Annotated in this window: 22 protein-coding genes; 4 read left to right on the top strand and 18 right to left on the bottom strand. The window is 66.8% G+C overall.

Annotation, left to right across the window (positions count from 1 at the left end; genetic code table 11):
- The first annotated feature begins 65 nt into the window (after positions 1–65).
- From KBW98_RS15465 to KBW98_RS15450, 4 genes are all read left to right on the top strand, one after another.
- Positions 66–2,006 carry a prolyl oligopeptidase family serine peptidase gene (locus KBW98_RS15465; RefSeq protein WP_211521047.1) on the top strand — a complete coding sequence of 647 codons (1,941 nt, stop codon included), beginning with the start codon at positions 66–68 and terminating at the stop codon, positions 2,004–2,006.
- A complete protein-coding gene (locus tag KBW98_RS15460; RefSeq protein WP_211521046.1) occupies positions 2,003–6,148 on the top strand; it encodes a DEAD/DEAH box helicase in 4,146 nt (1,381 codons plus the stop codon). Before KBW98_RS15465 ends, KBW98_RS15460 begins: the two co-directional genes overlap by 4 nt.
- Before the next feature lie 205 nt (positions 6,149–6,353).
- Positions 6,354–8,258 carry a DUF885 domain-containing protein gene (locus KBW98_RS15455; RefSeq protein ID WP_211521045.1) on the top strand — a complete coding sequence of 635 codons (1,905 nt, stop codon included), beginning with the start codon at positions 6,354–6,356 and terminating at the stop codon, positions 8,256–8,258.
- 284 nt (positions 8,259–8,542) lie between these two features.
- A complete protein-coding gene (locus KBW98_RS15450; RefSeq protein ID WP_229429223.1) occupies positions 8,543–10,270 on the top strand; it encodes a PHB depolymerase family esterase in 1,728 nt (575 codons plus the stop codon).
- A gap of 78 nt (positions 10,271–10,348) precedes the next feature.
- Here the strand turns inward: KBW98_RS15450 and tatC are convergent, their stop codons facing one another.
- The 18 genes from tatC to KBW98_RS15360 form a co-directional block, all read right to left on the bottom strand.
- Positions 10,349–11,104: a twin-arginine translocase subunit TatC gene (gene tatC, locus KBW98_RS15445; RefSeq protein WP_211521043.1), complete on the bottom strand. Its 756-nt coding sequence runs from the start codon at positions 11,102–11,104 to the stop codon at positions 10,349–10,351.
- Positions 11,104–11,598: a Sec-independent protein translocase protein TatB gene (tatB, locus tag KBW98_RS15440; protein ID WP_211521042.1), complete on the bottom strand. Its 495-nt coding sequence runs from the start codon at positions 11,596–11,598 to the stop codon at positions 11,104–11,106. Before tatB ends, tatC begins: the two co-directional genes overlap by 1 nt.
- A 12-nt stretch (positions 11,599–11,610) precedes the next feature.
- A complete protein-coding gene (gene tatA, locus KBW98_RS15435) occupies positions 11,611–11,862 on the bottom strand; it encodes a Sec-independent protein translocase subunit TatA (RefSeq protein ID WP_211521041.1) in 252 nt (83 codons plus the stop codon).
- 103 nt (positions 11,863–11,965) lie between these two features.
- Positions 11,966–12,340 (bottom strand): histidine triad nucleotide-binding protein, encoded by a 375-nt coding sequence (locus KBW98_RS15430; protein WP_211521040.1) that lies wholly within the window; start codon positions 12,338–12,340, stop codon positions 11,966–11,968.
- A 123-nt stretch (positions 12,341–12,463) separates the two neighbouring features.
- Positions 12,464–12,802 (bottom strand): phosphoribosyl-ATP diphosphatase, encoded by a 339-nt coding sequence (locus tag KBW98_RS15425; RefSeq protein WP_211521039.1) that lies wholly within the window; start codon positions 12,800–12,802, stop codon positions 12,464–12,466.
- A complete protein-coding gene (hisI, locus tag KBW98_RS15420) occupies positions 12,799–13,209 on the bottom strand; it encodes a phosphoribosyl-AMP cyclohydrolase (RefSeq protein WP_211521038.1) in 411 nt (136 codons plus the stop codon). The genes KBW98_RS15425 and hisI overlap by 4 nt, the downstream gene beginning before the upstream one ends.
- 2 nt (positions 13,210–13,211) lie before the next feature.
- Complete coding sequence (gene hisF / locus KBW98_RS15415) at positions 13,212–13,973, bottom strand: imidazole glycerol phosphate synthase subunit HisF (protein ID WP_211521037.1); 762 nt, start codon at positions 13,971–13,973, stop codon at positions 13,212–13,214.
- Between the two features lie 93 nt (positions 13,974–14,066).
- Positions 14,067–14,843, bottom strand: coding sequence for a 1-(5-phosphoribosyl)-5-[(5-phosphoribosylamino)methylideneamino]imidazole-4-carboxamide isomerase (hisA, locus tag KBW98_RS15410; RefSeq protein WP_211521036.1), 777 nt, complete (start codon positions 14,841–14,843; stop codon positions 14,067–14,069).
- Between the two features lie 37 nt (positions 14,844–14,880).
- Positions 14,881–15,522 (bottom strand): imidazole glycerol phosphate synthase subunit HisH, encoded by a 642-nt coding sequence (gene hisH, locus KBW98_RS15405; RefSeq protein ID WP_211521035.1) that lies wholly within the window; start codon positions 15,520–15,522, stop codon positions 14,881–14,883.
- Between the two features lie 10 nt (positions 15,523–15,532).
- Positions 15,533–16,123, bottom strand: a complete 591-nt coding sequence (gene hisB, locus KBW98_RS15400; RefSeq protein WP_211521034.1) for an imidazoleglycerol-phosphate dehydratase HisB — start codon at positions 16,121–16,123, stop codon at positions 15,533–15,535.
- A gap of 46 nt (positions 16,124–16,169) precedes the next feature.
- On the bottom strand, positions 16,170–17,258 hold the full coding sequence (gene hisC / locus KBW98_RS15395) for a histidinol-phosphate transaminase (protein WP_211521033.1): 1,089 nt from the start codon (positions 17,256–17,258) through the stop codon (positions 16,170–16,172).
- Entirely contained in the window at positions 17,255–18,094 is an 840-nt protein-coding gene (locus KBW98_RS15390) for a site-specific DNA-methyltransferase (RefSeq protein ID WP_211521032.1), read from the bottom strand. The genes hisC and KBW98_RS15390 overlap by 4 nt, the downstream gene beginning before the upstream one ends.
- Positions 18,091–19,413 (bottom strand): histidinol dehydrogenase, encoded by a 1,323-nt coding sequence (gene hisD, locus KBW98_RS15385; protein WP_211521031.1) that lies wholly within the window; start codon positions 19,411–19,413, stop codon positions 18,091–18,093. The genes KBW98_RS15390 and hisD overlap by 4 nt, the downstream gene beginning before the upstream one ends.
- A 2-nt stretch (positions 19,414–19,415) precedes the next feature.
- Complete coding sequence (hisG, locus tag KBW98_RS15380; protein ID WP_211521030.1) at positions 19,416–20,090, bottom strand: ATP phosphoribosyltransferase; 675 nt, start codon at positions 20,088–20,090, stop codon at positions 19,416–19,418.
- 2 nt (positions 20,091–20,092) lie between these two features.
- Complete coding sequence (gene murA, locus KBW98_RS15375; RefSeq protein WP_211521029.1) at positions 20,093–21,346, bottom strand: UDP-N-acetylglucosamine 1-carboxyvinyltransferase; 1,254 nt, start codon at positions 21,344–21,346, stop codon at positions 20,093–20,095.
- Positions 21,347–21,348: 2 nt separating this feature from the next.
- Positions 21,349–21,585 carry a BolA/IbaG family iron-sulfur metabolism protein gene (locus KBW98_RS15370; protein WP_211521028.1) on the bottom strand — a complete coding sequence of 79 codons (237 nt, stop codon included), beginning with the start codon at positions 21,583–21,585 and terminating at the stop codon, positions 21,349–21,351.
- A gap of 24 nt (positions 21,586–21,609) precedes the next feature.
- Positions 21,610–22,377: an ABC transporter permease gene (locus KBW98_RS15365; protein ID WP_211521027.1), complete on the bottom strand. Its 768-nt coding sequence runs from the start codon at positions 22,375–22,377 to the stop codon at positions 21,610–21,612.
- Entirely contained in the window at positions 22,374–23,285 is a 912-nt protein-coding gene (locus KBW98_RS15360; protein WP_211521026.1) for an ABC transporter ATP-binding protein, read from the bottom strand. The genes KBW98_RS15365 and KBW98_RS15360 overlap by 4 nt, the downstream gene beginning before the upstream one ends.
- Positions 23,286–23,523 lie beyond the last annotated feature (238 nt).

Below are 23,523 nucleotides of genomic sequence, written 5' to 3'. Positions count from 1 at the left end.
GCCTATTATCGCATCCTTGAGCAGACACTTATAATGCGAATCCACCCCATCCGAAGGACGCCGCCATGACCGTTGCCACCAGCAAACAAACCGCGCCCTGCGGCGCCTGGACCTCGCCGATCACAGCGGCAGTCGTCGCCGCCGGCGCCACGCCGCTGTCCCAGCTGGCCCTCGACAACGGCAGCGTCTACTGGCTGGAGGGCCGCGCCAGCGAAGCCGGGCGTTCGACCCTGCTGGGCGGGCAAGGCAGCGCCAGGGCCGAACTTACTCCCCTCCCCTACAACGTGCGCAGCCGCGTGCACGAGTACGGCGGCGGCGCCTATGCCGTGGCCGGCGGGCAGGTATTCTTTTCGCACCATGGCGACAACCGCCTGTACCGCGTGGGCGCCGAGGGCCAGCCCGTCGCGCTCACGGCGGAGGGCGAGCGCCGCTATGCCGACTTTGTCGTCGACGCGCGGCGCCAGCGCCTGGTCGGCATCCGCGAAGACCATTCCGCCGGCGTCCAGTACCCCGACAACACGGTGTGTGCGATCGGCTTCGACGGCAACGAGACGGTCCTGGTGGACGGCAACGACTTCTACGCGGCGCCGCGCCTGTCGCCGGACGGCGCCCAGCTGGCCTGGCTGTGCTGGGATCATCCGCGCATGCCCTGGGAAGGCACGGAACTCTGGCTGGCCGACGTCGCCGCCGACGGCAGCCTGGTGAACGGCCGCCTGGTCGCGGGCGGCGCCGAGGAATCGATCTGCCAGCCCGAATGGTCGCCCGACGGCGTGCTGCACTTCGTGTCCGACCGCAGCGGCTGGTGGAACCTGTACCGCTACGAGCATGGCGTGGTGCATGCGCTGTGCCCGCGCGAGGCCGAGTTCGGCGGACCGCAATGGACCTTCGGCGGCTCGCTGTACGGCTTTTCGTCCGCCAACGAGATCGTCTGCGCCTATATCGAGGCGGGTGTGAGCCGGGTGGCGCGCCTGTCGCTGCCCGACGGGACGCTGACGCCCATCGACACCCCTTACCAGGAAATCCGCGAGCTGCGCGTCGAGGGTTCCACCCTGGCGGTGCTGGGCGGCGCGCCCACGGTGGCCCTGGAACTGGCCTGCATCGACCTGGACAGCGGCCGGCGCGAGGTACTGGCGCGCTCGATCGGGCAATTGCCGGACGCGGGCTACCTGTCCGTCCCCCAGGCCATCAGCTATCCGAGCGCGAACGGCCGCATGTCCCACGCCTTCCATTACCCGCCCTGCAATCCGGACTACGCGCCACTAGCGGGCGAACTGCCGCCCCTGATCGTGATCGGCCACGGCGGCCCGACCGGGATGGCCGCCTCCACCCTGAAACTGGCGACCCAGTTCTGGACCAGCCGCGGCTTCGCCGTGCTGGACGTGAACTACGGCGGCAGCACCGGCTTCGGCCGCGCCTACCGCGACCTGCTCAAGGGCCAGTGGGGCGTGATCGACGTCGAGGATTGCGTGGCCGGCGCGCACCACCTGGCAGAGCAGGGCCTGGTCGACCCGGAGCGCCTGCTCATCCGCGGCAGCAGCGCCGGCGGCTTGACGGTGCTCAGCGCCCTGGCCTTCCACGACGTGTTCAAGGCCGGCGCCTGCTATTACGGCGTGTCCGACCTGAAAGGCCTGGACGCCGACTCGCACAAGTTCGAGTCGCACTACAACCAGTACCTGATCGCCCCGCCCGAGCGCGCCGACGCCGTGTACCGCGAACGCTCGCCGATCCACCACACCGACAAGCTGCGCCGCCCGATGATCTTCTTCCAGGGCCTGGACGACAAGGTGGTGCCGCCGCAGCAGTCCGAAAGCATGGTCGAAGCGCTGCGCGCGCGCCGTTTGCCGGTGGCCTACCTGACGCTCGAAGGCGAGGGACACGGCTTCAGGAAGGCTGAAAGCGTGGTGCGCACCCTGGAAGCGGAGCTGTGCTTCTACCTGCGCGTGTTCGGGGTGCCGGTCCCGGCCGGCCTGGGTCCGGTCGCGATCGAGAACCTCGGAGAGGCATGATCCCGAGCGAGCTGCACGAGCGCCTGGCCGACTGTCGGGCCGAGGAATTCCTGGTCCTGGTCCTGCTGGCGATGGCCGGTGAACCCATGGGCCGCCAGCGCATCCTGGAACACATGATGGCGGCCGGGGTCCCGCTGCCGCCCGAGCAATGGGCCGCCGAGCTGGCGCGCCTGCGCGGTTTGGGCCTGCTGGCGGACGCGGGCGAGCGCGGCGTGGCGATCGCGCCCGCGGCGTCCTGGCCGGTGCTCGACCGCGCGCTCGACGAGGGCCAGTTCGGCCGCGCGGCCGCCGCCTACGCGCAGGCCACGCCGGTGCGCCGCGACTGGCAGGGCCACCTCATGCTGCGCAGCTACCGCCAGGGCCTGGCCCTGCTGCGCATCGCCCTGCTTTCCGGCGAGGACAGCGACACCGTGACGCCGGTGCTGGACGCCTGCCTGCGCTGCCACGAAGCCAACTACCTGCACCCGCTGGTCGAGGTCTGCGCCCGCCCCGGATTCGAGCCGGAGATCGTCAAGCGCATGCACCGCAACGTGCGCGACGGCGTGCTGGCGGTGCTGGTCATGCACTGCCAGCGCGAGCCGCTGGGGGCGCCGGCCATCCGCGCCGCCGCCGAGCGCCAGGCCGCCGCCGGCGAACCTTCGGCGGCCCTGCGCCTGGCGCTGGCCGAGCACTTCATCCTGTGCGGGCGGCTCGACGACGCCCTCGCCCTGCTGGACGAAGCGGCGGATTCGCCCGCCCTTTTCCTGCGCAGCGTGATCGCCCTGCTGCGCGACGACCTGGACGCCGGCCTCGAGGGCGCCGAGGCGGCGCTCAAGCTGCTGCGGCGCGAGACCGGCAAGCGCAAGGCGACCTTCGGCGGCCTGGGCGCCCACCTCTACCTGGCTGCCCTGATGCGCAGCAACCTGCCGGCGCACCAGAAGCAGCTCGACGCCTGGCTGGAAGTCGTCACCCGCGCCGTGCAGCGTCCCGACAATGCGGTGCTGTTCCAGCTCAGCATGCTGCGCGAGATCCGGCGCGGCACGGTCGACGCCGAGGTGCTGGCCTCGCGCAACTGGGAGCTGTCGCTCGAACCCTTCCTGTTCCGCGCCCTGATGCATCACTGGCTCGGCCTGCAGCAGCTGGCGGGCAAGCGCGCCCAGCTCGAGGAGATGCTGGAGCAGTCCGAGCGCGCCGGCTTCGATTTCATCTCGGCCCAGCTGGCCGGCCTGCTGGGCCAGCTCGGCTACGTCGGCCATGAACAGCGCGCCGGCGAACTGCGGCGGCGCCACCGCTTCGGCGACCTGGCGCACTGGTTCGAACGCGAGGAAGCCTGGGAGCGCCAGCTCAACGCCCTGATCAACCTGCAGCCGGCGGTGAATGCCGAAGTGGTCCGTGAATCGCGCCTGGTGTGGATGATCCGCTACGACCCGCACCTCGGCGTGCAGGAGATCGAGCCGCGCGAACAGAAGCGCGATGCACAAGGCGGCTGGACCCGTGGCCGCGCGGTGGGGCTCAAGCGCCTGGCCGAGGAAGGCGCGGAACTCGACTTCCTCACGGCCCAGGACCTGCAGGCCGTGAACGCCATCGCCGGCCGGCGCTACTACGGCAGCAGCAGCGTGCGCTTCGAGCTCGAACTGGGCAAGGCCCTGGCCGTGCTGGTCGGCCATCCGCTGCTGTTCTGGATGGACGCGCCCGGCACCCGGGTGGAGCTGCTGCCGGGCGAGCCGGAACTGCTGGTGAAGGCGCGCGCCGGCACCGTCCTGATCGCGCTCCAGCCTTCCCTGGAAGACCAGGACGGCGACGTGGTCGTCACGCGCGAGACCCCGACCCGCCTGCGCCTGGTGCACATCAAGGAAGAACACCGCCGCATCGCCGCCATCCTGGGCGAGGGTCTGGAAGTGCCGCTGGCGGCGGAACGGCGCGTGCTGCGCGCGATCAGCGCCATTTCTGCCATCGTCACCGTGCAATCGGATATCGGTTCCAGCGCCGGCGACATCGAGCAAGTCCAGGCCGACCCGCGCCTGCACGTGCACCTGCGGCCCTACCAGCAGGGCATGCGCATGCAATTGCTGGTGCGCCCGCTGCCGGACGCAGGCGCCTATTACGCGCCGGGCGAGGGCGCGGAAAACGTGATCGCCGACGTCGCGGGTATCCGCACCGAGGCCAGGCGCAACTTGAACGCCGAGCGCGAGGCCGAGCGCCAGCTGATCGGCGCCTGCCAGGCGCTGGAGCACGCGGAGCTCGACCACGGAGAATGGCTGCTCGGCCAGCCCCTGCAGTGCCTGGAGCTGGTCGACCAGCTGCGCGGACTCGATCCCGCCGGCGTGGTAGTGGCCTGGCCCGAGGGCGAGAAATTCCGGGTTTCCAAAAAAGCCACCACCAAGTCGGTGCGCCTCCAGATCCGGCGCGACCGCGACTGGTTCGCGGCCAGCGGCGAAGTGGTCATCGACGAGGGGCGCGTGATGGACCTACGCGCCCTGCTGGAACGCCTGCGCGAAGGCGGCAGCCGCTTCGTGGCCTTGGGCGACAACGAATACCTGGCCCTGAGCGACGAGCTGCACCGGCGCCTGACCGAACTCTTTTCCTATGGCGAACTGCAGGGCGATGGCGTGCGCCTGCATGCACTGGCCAGCTTTTCGCTGGAGGAACTGGCGCGCGAAGCGGGCCGCGCCGAGACCGACGAGGCCTGGCGCGCGCACCTGGCGCGCATCGCCGAGACCGAGGCCTATACGCCGCCGCTGCCCTCGACCCTGCAGGCCGAGCTGCGCGACTACCAGCGCGAAGGTTTCGAATGGCTGGGACGCCTGGCCCACTGGGGCGTGGGCGCCTGCCTGGCCGACGACATGGGCCTGGGCAAGACCCTGCAGGCCCTGGCCCTGCTGCTGACGCGCGCGCCGGACGGCCCGGCCCTGGTGGTGGCGCCGACCTCGGTGTGCCTGAACTGGATCGCCGAAGCCCAGCGCTTCGCCCCGACCCTGAACCTGAAGCTGTTCGGCCCCGGCGACCGGAACACCATGATCGGGGAAGCCGGCCCCTTCGATGTGATCGTGAGCAGCTACGGCCTGCTGCAGCTGGAAGCGCCGCTGTTCGCGGGACGCCGCTGGCGCAGCATCGTGCTGGACGAGGCCCAGGCGGTGAAGAACATGCACACCAAGCGCTCGCAGGCGGTAATGGCCCTGCAGGGCGACTTCCGCATGGCGGCCACCGGCACGCCGCTGGAGAACCACCTGGGCGAGCTGTGGAACCTGTTCCGCTTCATCAATCCCGGCCTGCTGGGCAGCGCCGACCAGTTCCAGCTGCGCTTCGCCGGCCCCATCGAGAAGGCACAGGACAAACGCGCCGAGGCGGGCGCCCGTGCGCGGCTGCGGAGATTGACCGCGCCCTTCATCCTGCGCCGCACCAAGGCGCAAGTGCTGACCGAACTGCCGCCACGCACCGAGATCGTGCTGCCGGTGGAGCTGACAGCGGAAGAAACCGCGCTCTACGAATCGCTGCGGCGCGAGGCGCTCGACACCCTGGCGGCGCTGGAAGCGCCCGAGAGCCAGAAATCGATCGCGATCCTGGCCGAAATGATGCGTCTGCGCCGCGCGGTCTGCAATCCGGAGCTGGTGGCGCCGGGCGCCGGCATCGCCAGCAGCAAACTGGCCGCCTTTGCCCGCCTGACGGACGACCTGCTGGACAATCGCCACAAGGTGCTGGTGTTCAGCCAGTTCGTCGACCACCTGAGCCTGATCCGCCAGTACCTGGACAAGAAGGGCATCCCCTATCAATACCTGGACGGCTCCACGCCGATCCACGAGCGCAAGCGCCGCGTCGACGCCTTCCAGGCCGGCGAGGGCGAGCTGTTCCTGATCAGCCTGAAGGCGGGCGGGGTCGGCATCAACCTGACCGCGGCCGACTACGTGATCCACATGGACCCGTGGTGGAACCCGGCCGTGGAAGACCAGGCCTCGGACCGCGCCCACCGCATGGGGCAGCAGCGGCCGGTGACCATCTACCGCCTGGTCGCGCGCGGCACCATCGAGGAAGGCATCGTGGAGCTGCACCACCACAAGCGCGACCTGGCCGACAGCCTGCTCGAAGGGACCGAGATGGCGGCGCGCATGTCCCCTGGCGACATGCTGGAGATGCTGCGCACGGGGCTGGGCCCGATCGCCCGGTAGGGTAGGCGGCTATGCCGCCGACGCGGTGATAGTTGGCCATGTATCATCCCGCTTTTGCCGAAGAGTTAACACTCCATTTCACGACAAGGTGTCGTAATGTTTCAAGCCCCCGCAAGCGGCCTGAATGGTGCTACTCTTCACGCGCCCCCTGCACAGCAGTACGCAGCGGGCGCCCCGCTTCTTTTCTGTTACAGGGCCGAATACGATGATGAAAACGAAAATCGCGCTGGCAGTGCTGCTGGCGAGTTTCGCACTGGCGCCGGCCAGCGCCAAGACCACCAAGCCCGCCAAGGGCAAGGCGAAAACCACCAAGGTCGTCAAGGCGAAGAGCACCGACAAGCGCAAGAAGGCGCCGGTGAAGAAAGCCGCCGTCGCCGGCGCAGCCGCGGCGGCAGTCACCACCGCCGCAGTCGCCGCCCCGGCGGCGCAGGCCTCCGCCTTCCGACTCGACCGCCGCATGGAGACGCTCTCCATGCAGTTCCTGACCGCGCAGTGGCGCATGGATCCCGAAGGCGGCATCTACGTCGGCAAGTTCGACCAGGCCGCCAACCTCACCCTTCCCGACGACGCCACCCGCGCCAGGAAGCTCGCCTTCGCCAGCGAGTGGCTGGAAAAATTCGGCAAGCTCGATCCCAAGCAGCTGTCGCCGCGCCACCGCACCGACCTGGCGCTCCTGGTCAACAAGCTGGAAAAGGATCGCTGGTACCTCGGCACCTGGCGCGAGTACCAGTGGAACCCGTCGCTGTACAACATCGCGCAGCCGCTCGACCTGATCCTCAACACCGAGTATGCGGCCAAGCCGCAGCGCCTGCGCACCATCCTCAAGCGCCTGGCCAACGTGCCGGCCTACTACCAGGCCGCGCAAGCCTCGATCACCAAGCCGACCGTCGAGCACACCCAGCTCGCCATCGCCCAGGCGCCGGGCACCATCGCGGTGCTGGCGGACCTCGGCAAGGCGGCCCAGGAATCGACCCTGAGCACGCAGGAAAAGGCGATCTTCGCCCAGCGCATCGCCAACGCCGGCACCGCGGTGCTGGGCTACGTGGACTTCCTGACCCAGCTTGAGAAGAACCTGCACGTGGCCAAGGATGCGCGCCCCTTCCGCGCCGGGAAAGACCTGTACGAGCAGAAGTTCGCGCTCGAGATCCAGTCGGCCAGCAGCGCCGAGCAGACCTACCGCAAGGCGCTGGCCACGCGCGAGGAACTGCTGGCGCGCATGGACGCGGTGTCGGACGAGCTGTGGCCGCGCTACATGGCGAGCGTGAACAAGCCGCGCGACCGCTTCCAGAAGATCGGCATGATGATCGACAAGCTCTCGGCCCGCCATGTCGCGCGCGAGAACTTCTTCCCCGAGATCCGCCGCCAGATCCCGCTGCTGCAGGACTGGGTGATCAGGAACGACCTGCTCACGCTCGACCCGGACAAGCCGCTCGAAGTGCGCGAAACCCCGATGTACCAGCGCGGCGTGGCCGGCGCCAGCATCGACGCGCCCGGCCCCTACCGTCCGAAGGACAAGACCTACTACAACGTCACGCCAATGGACAACCTCACGCCGGAACAGGCCGAGAGCAGCCTGCGCGAGTACAACGAGTGGATCCTGCAGATCCTGAACATCCACGAGGCGATTCCCGGCCACTACGCCCAGCTGGTGCACGCCAACAAGTCGCCTTCGCTGATCAAGTCGCTGTTCGGGAACGGCGCGATGGTCGAGGGCTGGGCCGTGTACGGCGAGCGCATGATGCTGGAGTCGGGCTACGGCGGCAACGCGCCCGAGATGTGGCTGATGTACTCGAAGTGGAACCTGCGCAGCGTGACCAACACCATCCTCGACTACAGCGTGCACGTATTGGGCATGGGGCAGAACGAGGCGATCGACCTGCTGACGCGCCAGGCCTTCCAGACGCGCCAGGAAGCCGACGAGAAGTGGCGCCGCGTGACCCTGACCTCGGTGCAGCTGACCAGCTACTACAGTGGCTACGAGCAGATCGTGGAACTGCGCGAGCGCCGCAAGCAGCAGCTGGGCGAGCGCTTCAAGCTGAAGGAGTTCCACGACCAGTTCCTCAGCTACGGCAATGCGCCGGTGAAGATGATCGCGGAGCTGATGCAGTAAATTTGCTGTGCAAATGCGCACAAGCGGCGTGCCTGCACGCCCAGCTTGTGCGCGCCACTCCAGCCGCATAATGCTTGCAGAGGCCGCTTCGAGCGGCCCACTACGACAACACAGCTGGAGACCATCCTCATGACCCTCATCACTTCGCCGTCGTCCTAGCGCGCGGGCTGCCAGTCTTTCCTGTTTGTCATCCCAAGCCGGGCATGCGCCGGCGTGATCGCTCACGCCTGTCCGCCCGGTTCCGCAGTCTCACGCAATGAACGGAGGCTTCAATGGCATTACGCATGAATCGGGCGGCAGCGGCGGCCGCCTGCCTGGCATTATTCGCATCGTGGACACCCGCCCAGGCCCAGGTCCAGGCCGGACCGGGAAGCTGGAGCGCCAACCAGACCTGGGCGACCGACACCACCAACGGCGGCGCCCTCACCGGCTACTACTACTGGCCGGCGACCCAGCCAGCCCTGGACGGCAAGCGCGCGCTGGTGCTGGTGCTGCACGGCTGCGCCCAAACCGCCGGCAACGACGTCATCGACGGCGCCAGCGACAAGGGCTACAACTGGAAGGCGGCGGCCGACCAGTACGGCGCCGTGATCCTGGCGCCCAACGCCACCGGCAACCTGTACTCCGCCCACTGCTGGGACTGGGCCGCCACCAACCGCAGCCGCAGCTACGGCCACAACGCGGTGCTGCTCGACCTGGTCAACCGCTTCCTCGGCAACCCACAGTATGCGATCGACCCCAAGCAGGTCTACGTCACCGGCCTGTCCTCGGGCGGCGCCAAGACCATGGTGCTGGGCTGCGTGGCGCCCGACATCTTCGCCGGCATCGGCATCAATGCGGGGCCGGCGCCCACCGTGTCGACCTCGCAGATCTCCATGGTCCCCTCGGGCACGACCGCGGCCAGCGTGGCCAATAGCTGCACCTCATGGGCCGGAACGAACGCCAGCCACTTCTCGACCCAGGTCGCGAGCGTCATCTGGGGCGCCAGCGACTACACGGTAGCCCAGGCCTACGGCCCGCTCGACGCGGCGGCCATGCGCCAGGTCTACGGCGGCGCCTACACCAAGGGCGCGACCGTCACGGTGCCGACCGGCGGCAGCAACACGCCCTACCTGGACGCGAACGGCAAGCTGCGCACCTCGGAAATCGCGGTGTCCGGCCTGGCCCACGCCTGGCCGGCCGGCAGCGGTGGCCAGAACAGCAATTACGTCAACGCGAGCACGGTGAACTACCCGTCCTTCGTGATGGATTTCTGGTTCAAGAACAACCTGCGCGTGGCGCGCGCGCCGGCGCCGACCATGAGCGCATGCAGCGCCAGCGTCTCGGGATCGACGGTGACGGTGAACGGCGCGGCCACGGTGGCCGGCGGCTCGGTCGCCAGCTACCGGGTGGTGCTCAGCGGGCCTTCGCCGGTGGACGATGCCGCGGCCGGCAGCGGCGCCAGCTTCAGCAAGGCCTATGGCGCGCGCGCCGACGGCTATTACACGGGCAGCGTCACGGCCACCGGCGGCACGGGCCAGGTGTCGGCCTCCTGCGCGATCCCGCAATTCCTGGTCGGCACGGCGCCGGCCCTGCAGCCGCCCGCCGGCCTCGCGGTCGGGACGCGGACGGCGAACAGCATCGCCTTGTCGTGGAATGCGGCCAACGGGGCGACTGGCTACAACGTCTACCGCAATGGAACAAAGGTGAATGCCTCGGCGCTGACCGCGACCGGCTATACGGATACGGGACTGGCGGCGTCGATGAGTTATAGCTACCAGGTGTCGGCGCTCGGGAATGGCGGGGAAAGCGCGCTGTCTTCAGCGGTGACAGGAACGACGAGCTCGGGCTTCGTGTGCACGTCGACGACGGCCAGCAACTATGCGCATGTGACGGCGGGGCGGGCGCATAACAGCGGAGGCTATGCGCTGGCGAACGGGTCGAATCAGAATATGGGCTTGAACAATACCTTCTATACGACGACCCTGGCGCAGACGTCGGCGGGGTATTACGTCATCGGGAATTGCCCCTAGCCTTTGCTTACGGCCCGCGCCCTTAACACGTCATCCCCGCGCAGGCGGGGATGACGTTGGTGGGCGTTGGGATGACGCTTACACCGTCTCTTCCGGTCTCTGCGTCGCCCTGACGAACACCGGCGCCAGCAGCAGCCCCAGCTCGTAGAGCAGGCACATCGGAATCGCCAGCGCCAGCTGGCTGACCACGTCCGGCGGCGTGACGATGGCGGCGATCACGAAAGCGCCGACGATCACGTAGGAGCGGATCTCGCGCAGCTTCTGCAGGCTGACCATGTTCATGCGCACCAGGATCACCACCACCACCGGCACTTCGAAGGTAACGCCGAAGGCCAGGCACATCGACATCACGAAGTCGAGGTAGTTCTCGATGTCCGGGGTCACCGCGATCGACTGCGGTGCGAACTCGCCGATGAAGTGGAACACACGGCCGAACACGAAGAAGTAGCAGAAGGCCACGCCGGCGATGAACAGCAGCGAGGACGAGATCACCAGCGGCAGCACCAGACGCTTCTCGTGGGCGTACAGGCCGGGCGCGATGAAGGCCCAGGCCTGGTAGAACACCCAGGGCAGCGCCAGGATGAAGGCCAGCAGCAGGGTGACCTTCATCGGCACCAGGAAAGGCGAAATCACGCCGGTGGCGATCATCTTGGAGCCGACCGGCAGCGAAGCGATCATCGGTGCGGCAATGAGGTCGTAGATGTGCGAAGGACCCGGCCACAGCATCAGCGCCGCGCACACGATCGCGATCCCGATCGAGGCCTTGACCAGGCGGTCCCGCAGCTCGACCAGGTGGGAGATGAAGGTTTCTTCGCCGGCGGCTTGCTCAGTCATCAGAAGAAGGTAGTAGTGGATTTGACGCCGGGGCGGAACTTGCGCACCCGCGCGGCGCCCGACATCACATGGCGCTTGGTGCCATGGCGGTTCTTGTACCAGGCCGGCACGCTCGAGGTGCGCACCAGCTTCTTGCGGCGGAAGTCGCGCGCCTTGCGCTCGATGTCCTGCGGCGTGGCCGGCACGTTGAAGCCGGAATCATGGGCCGCGCGGCCGTCCCACAGCGCCTCGACCTCGTCGACGTGGCTGTGGACCGTGTGCTCGACCTCGTCCTTGAACGACTGCGCGCTCTCCTGCACTTCCTTGTGCAGGTTACGCAGCTCGTCCAGTTCGATCTCGCGGCTGACTTCGGACTTCACGTCGTGCAGGTAGCGCTGGGCGCGCCCGTACAGGGTGCCCGCCATGCGCGCCACCTTCGGCAGCTTTTCAGGGCCGATCACGACCAGGGCGACGACGCCGATGATCGCGAGTTTGGACAGTCCGAGATCGATCATGGGACCCTGGAATTACGAACGGGTCTTGTCGCGGGCTTCCACGTCGATGGTCGTCTTGTCGGCGACCTGCTGCGGCTGGGTGGTGGAAGCGTTCGGGTTGGCGTTGGCCGCATTGGCCTTCTCTTCGTCACCCTTCACGCCGTCCTTGAAGCCCTTCACTGCTTTGCCGAGATCGGAACCGATATTGCCGATCTTCTTGGTGCCGAAAATCAGCATCACGACGACCAGGACAATGACCCAGTGCCAAATACTCATCGAACCCATGTTTGTCTCCTAGCAAGGCGCAAGCGCCTGAAAATCGGGAATGCGTATGTTTCAGTATACGCGATGTGGGGCTCTTGCCCCCATATAAAAGCTTAGACCGGGCTTAGGTGCCGAGACCACGCCAGGGGCGCTTGCCGCCGTACATATGCAGGTGCAGGTGGTAGACCTCCTGCCCGCCGTCCGGACCGCTGTTGATCAGGGTCTTGAAGCCGCCGCTGCGTCCGCCCTTGCCGTCGGTCTTCACCGCGACTCCGTGTTCCTCGGCAAGCCTGGGCGCGAGCGCCAGCATCTTGCCCAGCACGGCGGCGTGCTCGCCGGTGCAGTCGGACAGGGTGTCCACGTGCTGCTTCGGAATCACCAGCAGGTGCACCGGCGCGGCCGGGTTGATGTCCTTGAAGGCAAGCAGGTCGTCGTCCTCGTAGACGACGGTGGCCGGGATCTGCTTGGCGACGATCTTGCAAAAAATGCAGTTGTCCATCTTGTCTCCAGATGATTACGGTGCTTTCCATTTGGAAAACTCGACTATCCTACCAGCGCCGCATGACATTGGGATGACGATGTTGTCACCGAAGCCAGTCGAAAGATTGCAAGTGAGGACCGACTACTCTTTCCGGGCAGCTTTTTCGTCGAGTCCAGACAGTCCTTCGCGGCGCGCCAGCTCGTCGAGCACCTGCTGCGGGGTCAGGTCGAAGCGGGCCAGCAGCACCATCGAGTGGAACCACAGGTCGGCGCACTCGTACAGGACCTTGGAGGCGTCGCCGGAGACGCGCGCGTCCTTGGCCGCCATCACGGTCTCGGTGGCTTCTTCGCCGATCTTCTTGAGGATGGCGTCGTCGCCCTTGGCGAACAGCTTGGCCACATAGGATTTGTCGGGATCGCCGCCGTTTTCCAGCTTGCGCGATTCGATCACGGCCGCGACACGGGCCAGGGTAACGCTCATGAGGGTTTCTTATCCGCGGAATAAATGGTGTCGGGATCCTTCAGCACCGGCTCGGCCGTCTGCCAGTCGGCGCCGTCGAATTTCTGGAAGAAACAGGAGTGGCGCCCGGTGTGGCAGGCGATGCCGCCCGCCTGCTCGATCTTGAGCAGCACCACGTCCTCGTCGCAGTCGAGGCGCATTTCCAGCACCTTCTGCACGTGGCCGGACTCTTCGCCCTTGTGCCACAGCTTCTTGCGCGAGCGGCTCCAGTACACGGCTTCGCCCAGCTCGGCGGTCCTGGCCAGCGCTTCGCGGTTCATCCAGGCGAACATCAGGATGTCGCCGGTGGCGGCTTCCTGGGCGATCACCGGCACCAGGCCGTGTTCGTCCCAGCGCACCTTGTTCAGCCATTTTGCGTTGGTCGCCATGTTCACTCCAGCCGCATCGGGATGCCACGCTCGGCCATGTAGCGCTTGGCTTCGCCCACCGTGTGCTGCCCGTAGTGGAAGATGCTGGCCGCCAGCACCGCATCGGCGTGGCCTTCCAGGATGCCGTCGGCCAGGTCCTGCAAGCCGCCCACGCCGCCCGAGGCGATCACGGAGATGCCGACCGCGTCCGAGACGGCGCGCGTCAGGCCCAGGTCGAAACCGACCTTGGTGCCGTCGCGGTCCATGGAGGTGAGCAGCAGCTCGCCGGCGCCCAGGCTTTCCATCTTGCGCGCCCACTCGACGGCGTCGAGGCCGGTGGCGTTGCGTCCGCCATGGGTGAAGACCTCCCACTTGCCGGGCGCGACCTGCTTGGCGTCGATCGCCACCACGATGCACTGCGAGCCGTGCTTTTGCGAGGCGTCGAACACCAGTTGCGGGTTGGTGACGGCCGAGGTGTTCATGCTGACCTTGTCGGCGCCCGCGTTCAGCAGGCGGCGCACGTCCTCGACCTTGCGCACGCCGCCACCGACGGTGAGCGGAATGAAGACGGTCGAGGCCACCGCTTCGATGATCGGCAGGATCAGGTCGCGGCCGTCGCTGGAGGCGGTGATGTCGAGGAAGGTGATCTCGTCGGCGCCCTGCCCGTCATAGCGGCGTGCGATCTCGACCGGGTCGCCGGCATCGCGCAGCTCGGTGAAGTTGACGCCCTTGACCACACGGCCGCCGGTGACGTCGAGGCAGGGGATGATGCGTTTTGCGAGCATAAAATTTGTGGCGTTAGCCTGAGTCCATCGTTAGCGTACGCACGTCATCCCCGCCACTGGCGGGGATGACGTGCCAAGGCTGCGGACTGACGATTAAGCGTCCGCGCCTTCAGTCAGTTCATCGGCACGCACCTGCGCCGAAGTCAAATCCAGCGTGCCTTCATAGATCGATCGGCCGCAGATCACGCCTTCGATGCCTTCGTCCTGCACCGCGCACAGCGCTTCCACGTCGGCCAGGTTGTGCACGCCGCCCGAGGCGATGATCGGGATGCGCACGGCCTGGGCCAGCTTGACGGTGGCTTCGATGTTCACGCCGGCCATCATGCCGTCGCGGCCGATGTCGGTGTAGACGATCGATTCCACGCCGTAGCCTTCGAATTTCTTGGCCAGGTCGATGACCTCGTGGCCCGACATCTTGCTCCAGCCGTCGGTGGCGACCTTGCCGTCCTTGGCGTCCAGGCCGACGATGATGCTGCCCGGGAAGGCGCCGCAGGCGTCGTGCAGGAAGCCCGGGTTCTTCACCGCGGCGGTGCCGACGATGATGTATGTGATGCCGTCGTCCAGGTAACGCTCGATGGTGTCGAGGTCGCGGATGCCGCCGCCCAGCTGGACCGGGATCTCGTCCAGGTCGTTCTGGTCGGCGTATTCCTGCACCACTTGCAGGATCGACTTGATCGCCGCTTCGTTCTTGGGCTTGCCCGCGAACGCGCCGTTCAGGTCCACCAGGTGCAGCCGGCGCGCGCCTTTCTTGAGCCAGTGCAGCGCCATTTCGGCGGGATCTTCGGAAAACACGGTGGCGAGGTCCATATCGCCCTGTTTCAGGCGAACGCAGTGACCGTCTTTCAGGTCGATGGCGGGGATCAGCAGCATGATGGTGGTCGTTTGGTTGACGGGATTGAACGGGAGTTCAAGGATTCCAGTGAATGAAATTACGGTACAGGCGCAGCCCTGCGGCCGCGCTCTTTTCGGGGTGGAACTGGGTGGCGACGAGATTGTCGCGCGCCACCGCGCAGCAGTAGGGCGCGCCGTAGTCGGCCTCGCCGATGGTGTCGGACGGGTCGCCCGGCGCCGCATAGTAACTGTGCACGAAATAGAAATAGCTGTTGTCGGCCACGCCTTCCCACAGCGGGTGGGCGCGGGTCTGGCGCACGCGGTTCCAGCCCATCTGCGGGACCTTGAAGCGCGAGCCGTCCGCCTGCAGCTTGCCGTCGAGCTGGAAGCGTACCACCTTGCCGGGCAGCAGGCCCAGGCCGGGGGTACCCTCGTTTTCCTCGCTGGACTCGAACAGCATTTGCTCGCCGACGCACACGCCCATGACCGGCTTGTTCTTCACGGCGCGCAGCAGGGCTTCCTCGGCGCCGGATTCACGCAGGCTGTTCATGCAGTCGCGCATCGCGCCCTGGCCGGGGAGGACGATGCGGTCGGCCGCGTCGATGTCGGCGGCCTTGCTCGAGACCAGCACTTCGGCTTCCGGCGCGGCCGCGCGCAGGGCCTGCGCCACCGAGCGCAGGTTGCCGAGGCCGTCCACCACCACAATCTTGTTCGTCATGGTGTGGGCCTCAGAGGCTGCCTTTGGTCGAAGGAATGATGCCGGCGGCGCGTTCGTCCAGCTCGGTGGCCATGCGCAGGGCGCGCCCAAAGGCCTTGAACACGGTTTCGCACTGGTGGTGGGCGTTCACGCCGCGCAGGTTGTCGATGTGCAGGGTCACGCCGGCGTGGTTGACGAAGCCGCGGAAGAACTCGCCCGTCAGGTCGACGTCGAAGGTGCCGATCATGGCGCGCGTGAACGGAATGTGCATTTCCAGGCCCGGACGGCCGGAGAAGTCGATCACCACGCGCGACAGCGCCTCGTCGAGCGGCACATAGGAATGGCCGTAGCGGCGGATGCCCTTCTTGTCGCCGACGGCCTTGGCCACCGCCATGCCGAGGGTGATGCCGGTGTCCTCGACGGTATGGTGCGCATCGATGTGCAGGTCGCCGACGGCTTCGACCTCGAGGTCGATCATGCCGTGGCGCGCGATCTGGTCCAGCATATGGTCGAGGAAGGGAACGCCAGTGTTCAGCTTCTGGCGGCCGGTGCCGTCGAGATTGATCGCGACGCGGATCTGCGTCTCGTTGGTGTTGCGCGTGATATCGGCGGTGCGGGTCATTGCAGGGTGCTCGTCAGTCGGCCTTCTCCCCTTGGGGAGAGGCCGGTTACAGGGACGCTTTCAGGGCAGTCAGGAATTGGGTGTTTTCTTCCGGGGTGCTGACCGTGACGCGGATGCAGTTCGTCAGCAGCTTATGCATTTTACTCAAATTTTTGATCAGGACCTTCTCGGCATGGAGACGGGCGCAGACGGCGTCGGCGTCGGGCACCCGCAGCGAGATGAAATTCGCGGCGGACGGAAAGACTTCGACACCCGGCAGGGCCGCCAGTTCGCTCGCCAGTCGGCTGCGCTCGGCATTGATGCTCTCGGCCTGGCGGTCCAGGATCTCCAGGTGGTCGAGCGCGAACTCGGCCGCCACCTGGGTCAGCACGTTGACGTTGTAGGGCGGGCGCACTTTCTCGAACTCGGCCAGCAGCTCGGCATTGCCGGACAGATAGCCCAGGCGGATGCCGGCCAGGCCCAGCTTGGACAGGGTGCGCATCACGACCAGGTTGGGGAAGTCCGGCAGCCGGCCCATGAAGCTCTTCTGGGCGAAGGGCTGGTAGGCCTCGTCCACCACGGCGATGCCGCTGTCGCCCAGCGCGCGGATCACCGCTTCCATGTCGGCGGCGTCGAACAGGTTGCCGGTGGGGTTGTTCGGGTAGGCCAGGAACACCAGCGAAGGCTGGTGCTGCTCGATGGCGGCCAGCATCGCCTCGCGGTCGAGCGAGAAGTCGGCCTTGACCGGCACGCCGACGAAGTCCGCGCCCGCGAACTGGGCCGAGCGGGAAAACATCACGAAGGCCGGCACCGGGGCCATCACCACGGCGCGTTTATCTTGCCGGGCGATGGCGGTGGCCATGATCGCGATCAGCTCGTCCGAGCCATTGCCGAGCAGGACGTCGTAGCCGGCGGGCACGCCCAGCTTGGCGCAGATCTTGTTCTTGATGGTGCGGTAGGAGGCCACCGGATAGCGGTTCAGGGCCGCGTCGGCCAGGCGCGCGCCCAGTTCGCGGCGCAGCGATTCCGGCAGCTCGTAGGGATTTTCCATCGCGTCGAGCTTGATGTAGCCGCTGGCGTCCGGCACATGGTAGCTGCCGATCGCACGCACGTCCGCACGGATGGTGTTCTCGATCAGCTTGTCGATGGCGCTCATGGATTTCCTTCAGGAGTGATGGCGATGGCCCCCTTGGCCGCCGCCTTGCGTTTTTTGGCTGCCGCCTTGGCCGCCAGCGGCACCTCGGGCGCCGCCAGGCGCGCCTGGATGATCTCGCAATAGGCCGGGTTCAGCTCGAAGCCGGTGAACTGGCGCCCCAGGCGCTGGGCCGCGATGGCCGTGGTGCCGCTGCCCATGAAGGGATCGAGCACCACGCCGCCCGGCGGGCAGGAGGCCTTGACCATGCGCTCGATGATCTCCAGCGGTTTCTGGGTCGGGTGGTCGGCGCGTTCCGGGTGTTCGCGGTGCAGGCGCGACACGCTCCACACGTCCTTTGGGTTGTAGCCGACTTCCAGCCACTTGGCCCCGACGAAGATCGAGCGCGAACGGGCCTTCTTGGTCTCGGCGTCGTAGGGAATGCGCACCGCGTCCAGGTCGAAGTAGTAATCCTTGCGGTTCACGAAGAAGCCGATGGTGTCGTGCACCGAGCTGAAGCTGCGCACGCTGCCGCCCATCGAGGGCACGCGGCGGTCCCAGATGATCTCGTTCATCATCGTCATGCGTTTCTTCAGCATGACGAAGATCTCGGGCGCGAAGCGCCAGGTCAGGAAGATGTACAGGCTGCCGTTGGCCTTCAGCTTGGGCAGCACGGCGGCTATCCACTGCTCGGTCCAGGCCAGGTAGGCTTCGACGCTCTGCTGGTCGGAGGCGTTGCCGTAGTCCTTGCCGAGGTTGTAGGGCGGGTCGGTCAGGACCAGGTCGATGGACGCATCCGGGATGCGCGCGAGTCCTTCGAGCGCATCCTCGCAGAAGACCTGGTTGACCCAGTCTTTCATGACGCCTTGATCCTGAGTTCTGCGCTCCGCGCGTGCGCCTGCAGGCCTTCGCCATAGGCCAGTTCGGCCGCCACCTTGCCGAGCGTTTGCGCGCCCTGCTCGCTCACCTGGATGATGGACGAGCGCTTCTGGAAGTCGTACACGCCCAGCGGCGAGGAGAAGCGCGCCGTGCGCGAGGTCGGCAGCACGTGGTTCGGGCCGCAGCAGTAGTCGCCCAAGGACTCCGACGAGAAGCGGCCCAGGAACATGGCGCCCGCGTGGCGGATCTTGTCGGCCCACTGCATCGGCTCCTCGGCCGAGATCTCCAGGTGCTCGGCGGCGATGGCGTTGGCGATCGCGCAGGCTTCTTCCATGTCGCGCACCTTGATCAGGGCGCCGCGATCGGTCAGCGAAGTCGTGATGGTTTCATGGCGCGGCATGGTCGGCAGCAGCTTGTGGATGCTCTGCTCCACCTTGGCGATGTAGTCCGCGTCCGGGCACAGCAGGATGGCTTGCGCCAGCTCGTCGTGCTCGGCCTGCGAGAACAGGTCCATCGCCACCCAGTCCGGGGAGGTGGTGCCGTCGCACAGCACCAGGATCTCGGAGGGCCCCGCGATCATGTCGATGCCGACGGTGCCGAACACGCGGCGCTTGGCCGAGGCGACAAACGCGTTGCCGGGGCCGACGATCTTGTCGACGGGCGGGATGGTCTCGGTGCCGTAGGCCAGCGCGCCGACGGCCTGGGCGCCGCCGATGGTGATCACGCGGGTCACGCCGGCGATCGCCGCGGCGGCCAGCACCATCGCGTTCTTCACACCGTCCGGGGTCGGCACCACCATGACGATTTCCTTGACGCCCGCGACCTGTGCGGGAATCGCGTTCATCAGCACCGAGGACGGATAGGCGGCCTTGCCGCCCGGGACGTAGATGCCGACGCGGTCGAGCGGCGTGACGCGCTGGCCCAGCACGGTGCCGTCAGGCTCGGTGAAGGTAAACCCGTTCAGTTCCTGCTTCTGGCGCTCGTGGAACACGCGGATGCGCTCGGCGGCGGTGCGCAGCGCGGCGCGCTGGGCGTCGGGAATCGCGGCCAGGGCCTCGTCGAGTTCTTCCTGCGTCACGTCGAAGGCGGCGATCGAGGACGCGCCGCCGTTCGGGATGCGGTCGAACTTGTTGGTGTACTCGAGCACGGCGGCGTCGCCGCGCTTGCGGACGTCCGCAAGGATCTTCGCGACCGCCGTTTCGATGGCGTCATCGGTCTCCGCCTCGAATGCCAGCAGCGCATCCAGGGTGGGCTTGAAATCGGGAGCGGTGGAATCGAGCTTGCGGATCTGTACTGCCATGGTCAGCCTTGTTGAGCGGAGGCGCGCTGGAACGCGTCGAGGATGGGTTGCAGGCGCTCGCGCTTGAGCTTGAGCGCGGCCTGGTTGACCACCAGGCGCGAAGAGATGTCCATGATCTTTTCGACTTCGACCAGGTTGTTGGCGCGCAGGGTGCCGCCGGTCGAGACCACGTCGACGATGGCGTCCGACAGGCCGACCAGCGGCGCCAGTTCCATCGAGCCGTACAGCTTGATCAGGTCGACGTGCACGCCCTTGGCCGCGAAGTGCTCGCGCGCGGTGTTGACGAACTTGGTCGCCACGCGCAGGCGCGCGCCCTGGCGCACCGCGGTCTCGTAGTCGAAGCCGGCGTTCACCGCGACCGACATGCGGCACTTGGCGATCTGCAGGTCGATCGGCTGGTACAGGCCTTCGCCGCCGTGCTCGAGCAGCACGTCCTTGCCGGCCACGCCGAAGTCGGCGGCGCCGTGCTGGACATAGGTCGGCACGTCGCTGGCGCGCACGATCAGCACGCGCACGCCCGGGTCGTTGGTCGGCAGGATCAGCTTGCGCGAGGTCTCGGGGTTTTCCAGCACCTCGATGCCCGCCGCGGCGAGCAGCGGCAGGGTGTCTTCGAAGATGCGGCCCTTGGACAGCGCCAGGATCAGGCCGGAACTCGTGTTTTGACTGTTCGGATTCATGCTTACTTGATGCGGACGATGTCGGCGCCCACGGCCGACAGCTTCACTTCCATGCGGTCGTAGCCGCGGTCCAGGTGGTAAATGCGGTCCACCAGGGTCGTGCCTTCGGCCGCCATGCCGGCGATGACCAGGGACGCCGAGGCGCGCAGGTCGGTCGCCATCACGGGCGCGCCCACCAGGCGGTCCACGCCCTTGATGAAGGCGGTGTTGCCTTCGGTGTGGATCGAGGCGCCCAGGCGGTTCATTTCCTGCACGTGCATGAAGCGGTTCTCGAAGATCGTCTCGGTCACGCGGCTCGGGCCCGAGGCGATGGTGTTCACGGCCATGAACTGGGCCTGCATGTCGGTCGGGAAGCCAGGATACTCCGTGGTGCGGAAGGACACCGGGTTCGGACGGCCGTCCATGCGCGCGCGGATGGTGTTGCCCGACACGGTCAATTGCAGGCCCATCTCGCGCAGCTTGTCCAGCGCGACGTCGAAGATGTCGGTGCGGGTGTTGGTCAGGACGATGTCGCCGCCGGTGGCCGCGACCGCGCACAGGAAGGTGGCGGCCTCGATGCGGTCGGAAATCACCGCGTGTTCGGCGCCGTGCAGTTCGGCCACGCCCTGGATCACCAGGCGGTCGGTGCCGATGCCTTCGATCTTCGCGCCCATGGCCACCAGGAGGTTGGCCAGGTCGGTCACTTCCGGCTCGCGCGCCGCGTTTTCCAGCACGGTCTCGCCCTGGGCCAGGGTGGCGGCCATCAGGAGGTTCTCGGTGCCGGTGACGGTGATCATGTCGGTGTGGATGCGCGCGCCCTGCAGCTTGTTGGGCGCCTTGGCGTAGATGTAGCCGCCTTCGATGGTGATCTCGGCGCCCATCTGGCGCAGGCCCTTGATGTGCTGGTCGACCGGGCGCGAACCGATGGCGCAGCCGCCCGGCAGCGAGACCTTGGCTTCGCCGAAGCGCGCCAGCAGCGGACCCAGCACCAGGATCGAGGCGCGCATGGTCTTGACCAGCTCATACGGCGCTTCGAGCGAGGTGATGCTGGCGCCGTTCAGGGTGACGTTCTCGTCGTCCTGGTCGACCTTGAGGCCGGTCTGCTCGAGCAGGCGCAGCATGGTGCGCACGTCATGCAGGCGCGGCACGTTCGACAGACGCACGTCGCCCGCCGTGAGCAGGCCGGCGCACAGGATGGGCAGGGCCGCGTTCTTGGCGCCCGATACCGGGATCTCGCCGTTCAGGCGCTTGCCGCCGACGATCTGGAGCTTGTCCATGCTTAGCCTCCGAATTCTTCAGGGGTCAGGGTTTTCATCGACAGCGCGTGGATCTCTTCGCGCATGCGGTCGCCGAGGGCGGCGTACACCAGCTGGTGGCGCTGGATCGGGCGCTTGCCGGCAAAGGCCGGCGACACGATCACGGCCGTGAAATGGCGGCCGTCGCCCTGGACCTGCAAATGGGTGCATTCGAGGCCGGCGCTGATATAGCTGTGGATCAGTTCTGGTGTGGTTTCCACGACAACTCCTGGGTAGATTCTTTGTTAGTGGCGCAGCTTGTAGCCGCGCTTGAGCATGTTGATTGCAATTGCCGCCAGCACCGCGAAGAACACGGCGACGATGGCCAGGCTGGTCCAGGGCGAGACGTCGGACTTGCCGAAGAAACCGTAGCGGAACCCGTCAATCATATAAAAGAACGGGTTGAAATGCGAGACGGCGAGCCAGAAGGGCGGCAGTTTTTGAATGGAATAGAACACGCCGGCCAGGAAGGTCGCCGGCATGATCAGGAAGTTCTGGAAAGCGGCCAGCTGGTCGAATTTCTCGGCCCAGATGCCGGCGATCACGCCCATGGTGCCCAGGATGGCCGCGCCAAGGAAGGCGAATACGACGATCCACAGCGGCGCCACGAAACTCAGGTGGGCGAACCAGGCGGTGACCAGGAACACACCGGCGCCGACCGCGATCCCGCGCAGCACCGAGGCCAGCACATAGGCCGACAGGATCTCGGCGTGCGACAGCGGCGGCAGCAGGATGAAGACCAGGTTGCCGGTGATCTTGGACTGGATCAGGGACGAGGACGAGTTGGCGAAGGCGTTCTGCAGCACACTCATCATCACCAGTCCCGGGATCAGGAAGGCGGTGTACGACACGCCTTCGAGCATCTCGATCCGGCCATCGAGCACGTGGCCGAAGATCAGGAGATAGAGCATGGCGGTGACGATCGGCGCCGCCACGGTCTGGGTCGCGACTTTCCAGAAGCGCAGCGACTCCTTGTAGAACAGGGTGCGAAAGCCCACGGAGAACAGGTTCATTGCTTGCCCTCCTCCATGATCTGGATGAAGATGTCTTCCAGGTCGGCCTGCTCGAGCTGCATCTCGTCGATCACGGCGCCCGACTCGCGCAGGCGCGCCAGGATAGGTTCGACCTCCGAATAGTCGTTCACGCGCAGCGTATATTTGTTGCCGTTGTTGTGTTCGTCGTGCGAGACCAGGTGGCGCAGGTCTTCCGGCAGCGCGCCGCTCTTGAGGTGTACCACCAGCTGCGAACCCGACACGCGGCGCAGCAGGTTGGGCATGGTGTCCAGCGCCACCACCTGGCCCAGCTTGAGCATGGCCACGCGCTGGCACATGGCCTGGGCCTCCTCGAGGTAGTGGGTGGTCAGGACCACGGTGTGGCCTTCGCGGTTCAGGCGCGCGATGAACTTCCACAGGGTCTGGCGCAGTTCCACGTCGACGCCGGCGGTCGGTTCGTCGAGCACGATCACGGGCGGCTTGTGCACCAGGGCCTGGGCCACCAGCACGCGCCGCTTCATGCCGCCGGACAGGGCGCGCATGTTGACGTCGGCCTTGTTGGTCAGGTCGAGGTTGTGCATCACCTCGTCGATCCAGGCGTCGTTGTTCCTGATCCCAAAGTAGCCGGACTGCAGGCGCAGGGTCTCGCGCACCGTGAAGAAGGGATCGAACACCAGCTCCTGCGGCACCACGCCCAGGCGCATGCGCGCTTCGCGGAAGTCGCCGACCACGTCGTGGCCGTGCACGCGCACGCTGCCCGCGTCGGGACGGATCAGGCCCGCGATGGTGGAAATCAGGGTGGTCTTGCCGGCGCCGTTGGGGCCGAGAAGGCCGAAGAACTCGCCTTCCTCGATATTCAGGGAAACGCCCTTGAGGGCCTTGAAGCCCTTGTAGCTTTTCTCGACGTTGCTGATCTGGATCGCTGTCATTCTTGTTGGGAGGCGCGGACGCGCTGGGACGGTGCGGGGAAACAGCCCATTATAGGGGAATTCGCAATGTCAAGAGCGCCAGGGGGATTTTCGGGGCGGGAGATACGGCGGTAGGGTTGGCGGCTTCGCCGCCGACGCGTTCGACCGGTGCGTGAATTGATCGAACCGCTGCCGTTCCTTGAACGCGTCGGGGGGCTAGCCCCCCCCCCCAACCGCAGCGCTAAAAAAAAAACGCCGG

The sequence above is a fragment of the Massilia sp. ST3 genome (genome assembly GCF_018119405.1).
Classification (GTDB): Bacteria; Pseudomonadota; Gammaproteobacteria; order Burkholderiales; family Burkholderiaceae_D; genus Telluria.
Note: the sequence above shows the minus strand (reverse complement) of the source record. Positions and strands in the feature narration are given on the sequence as shown.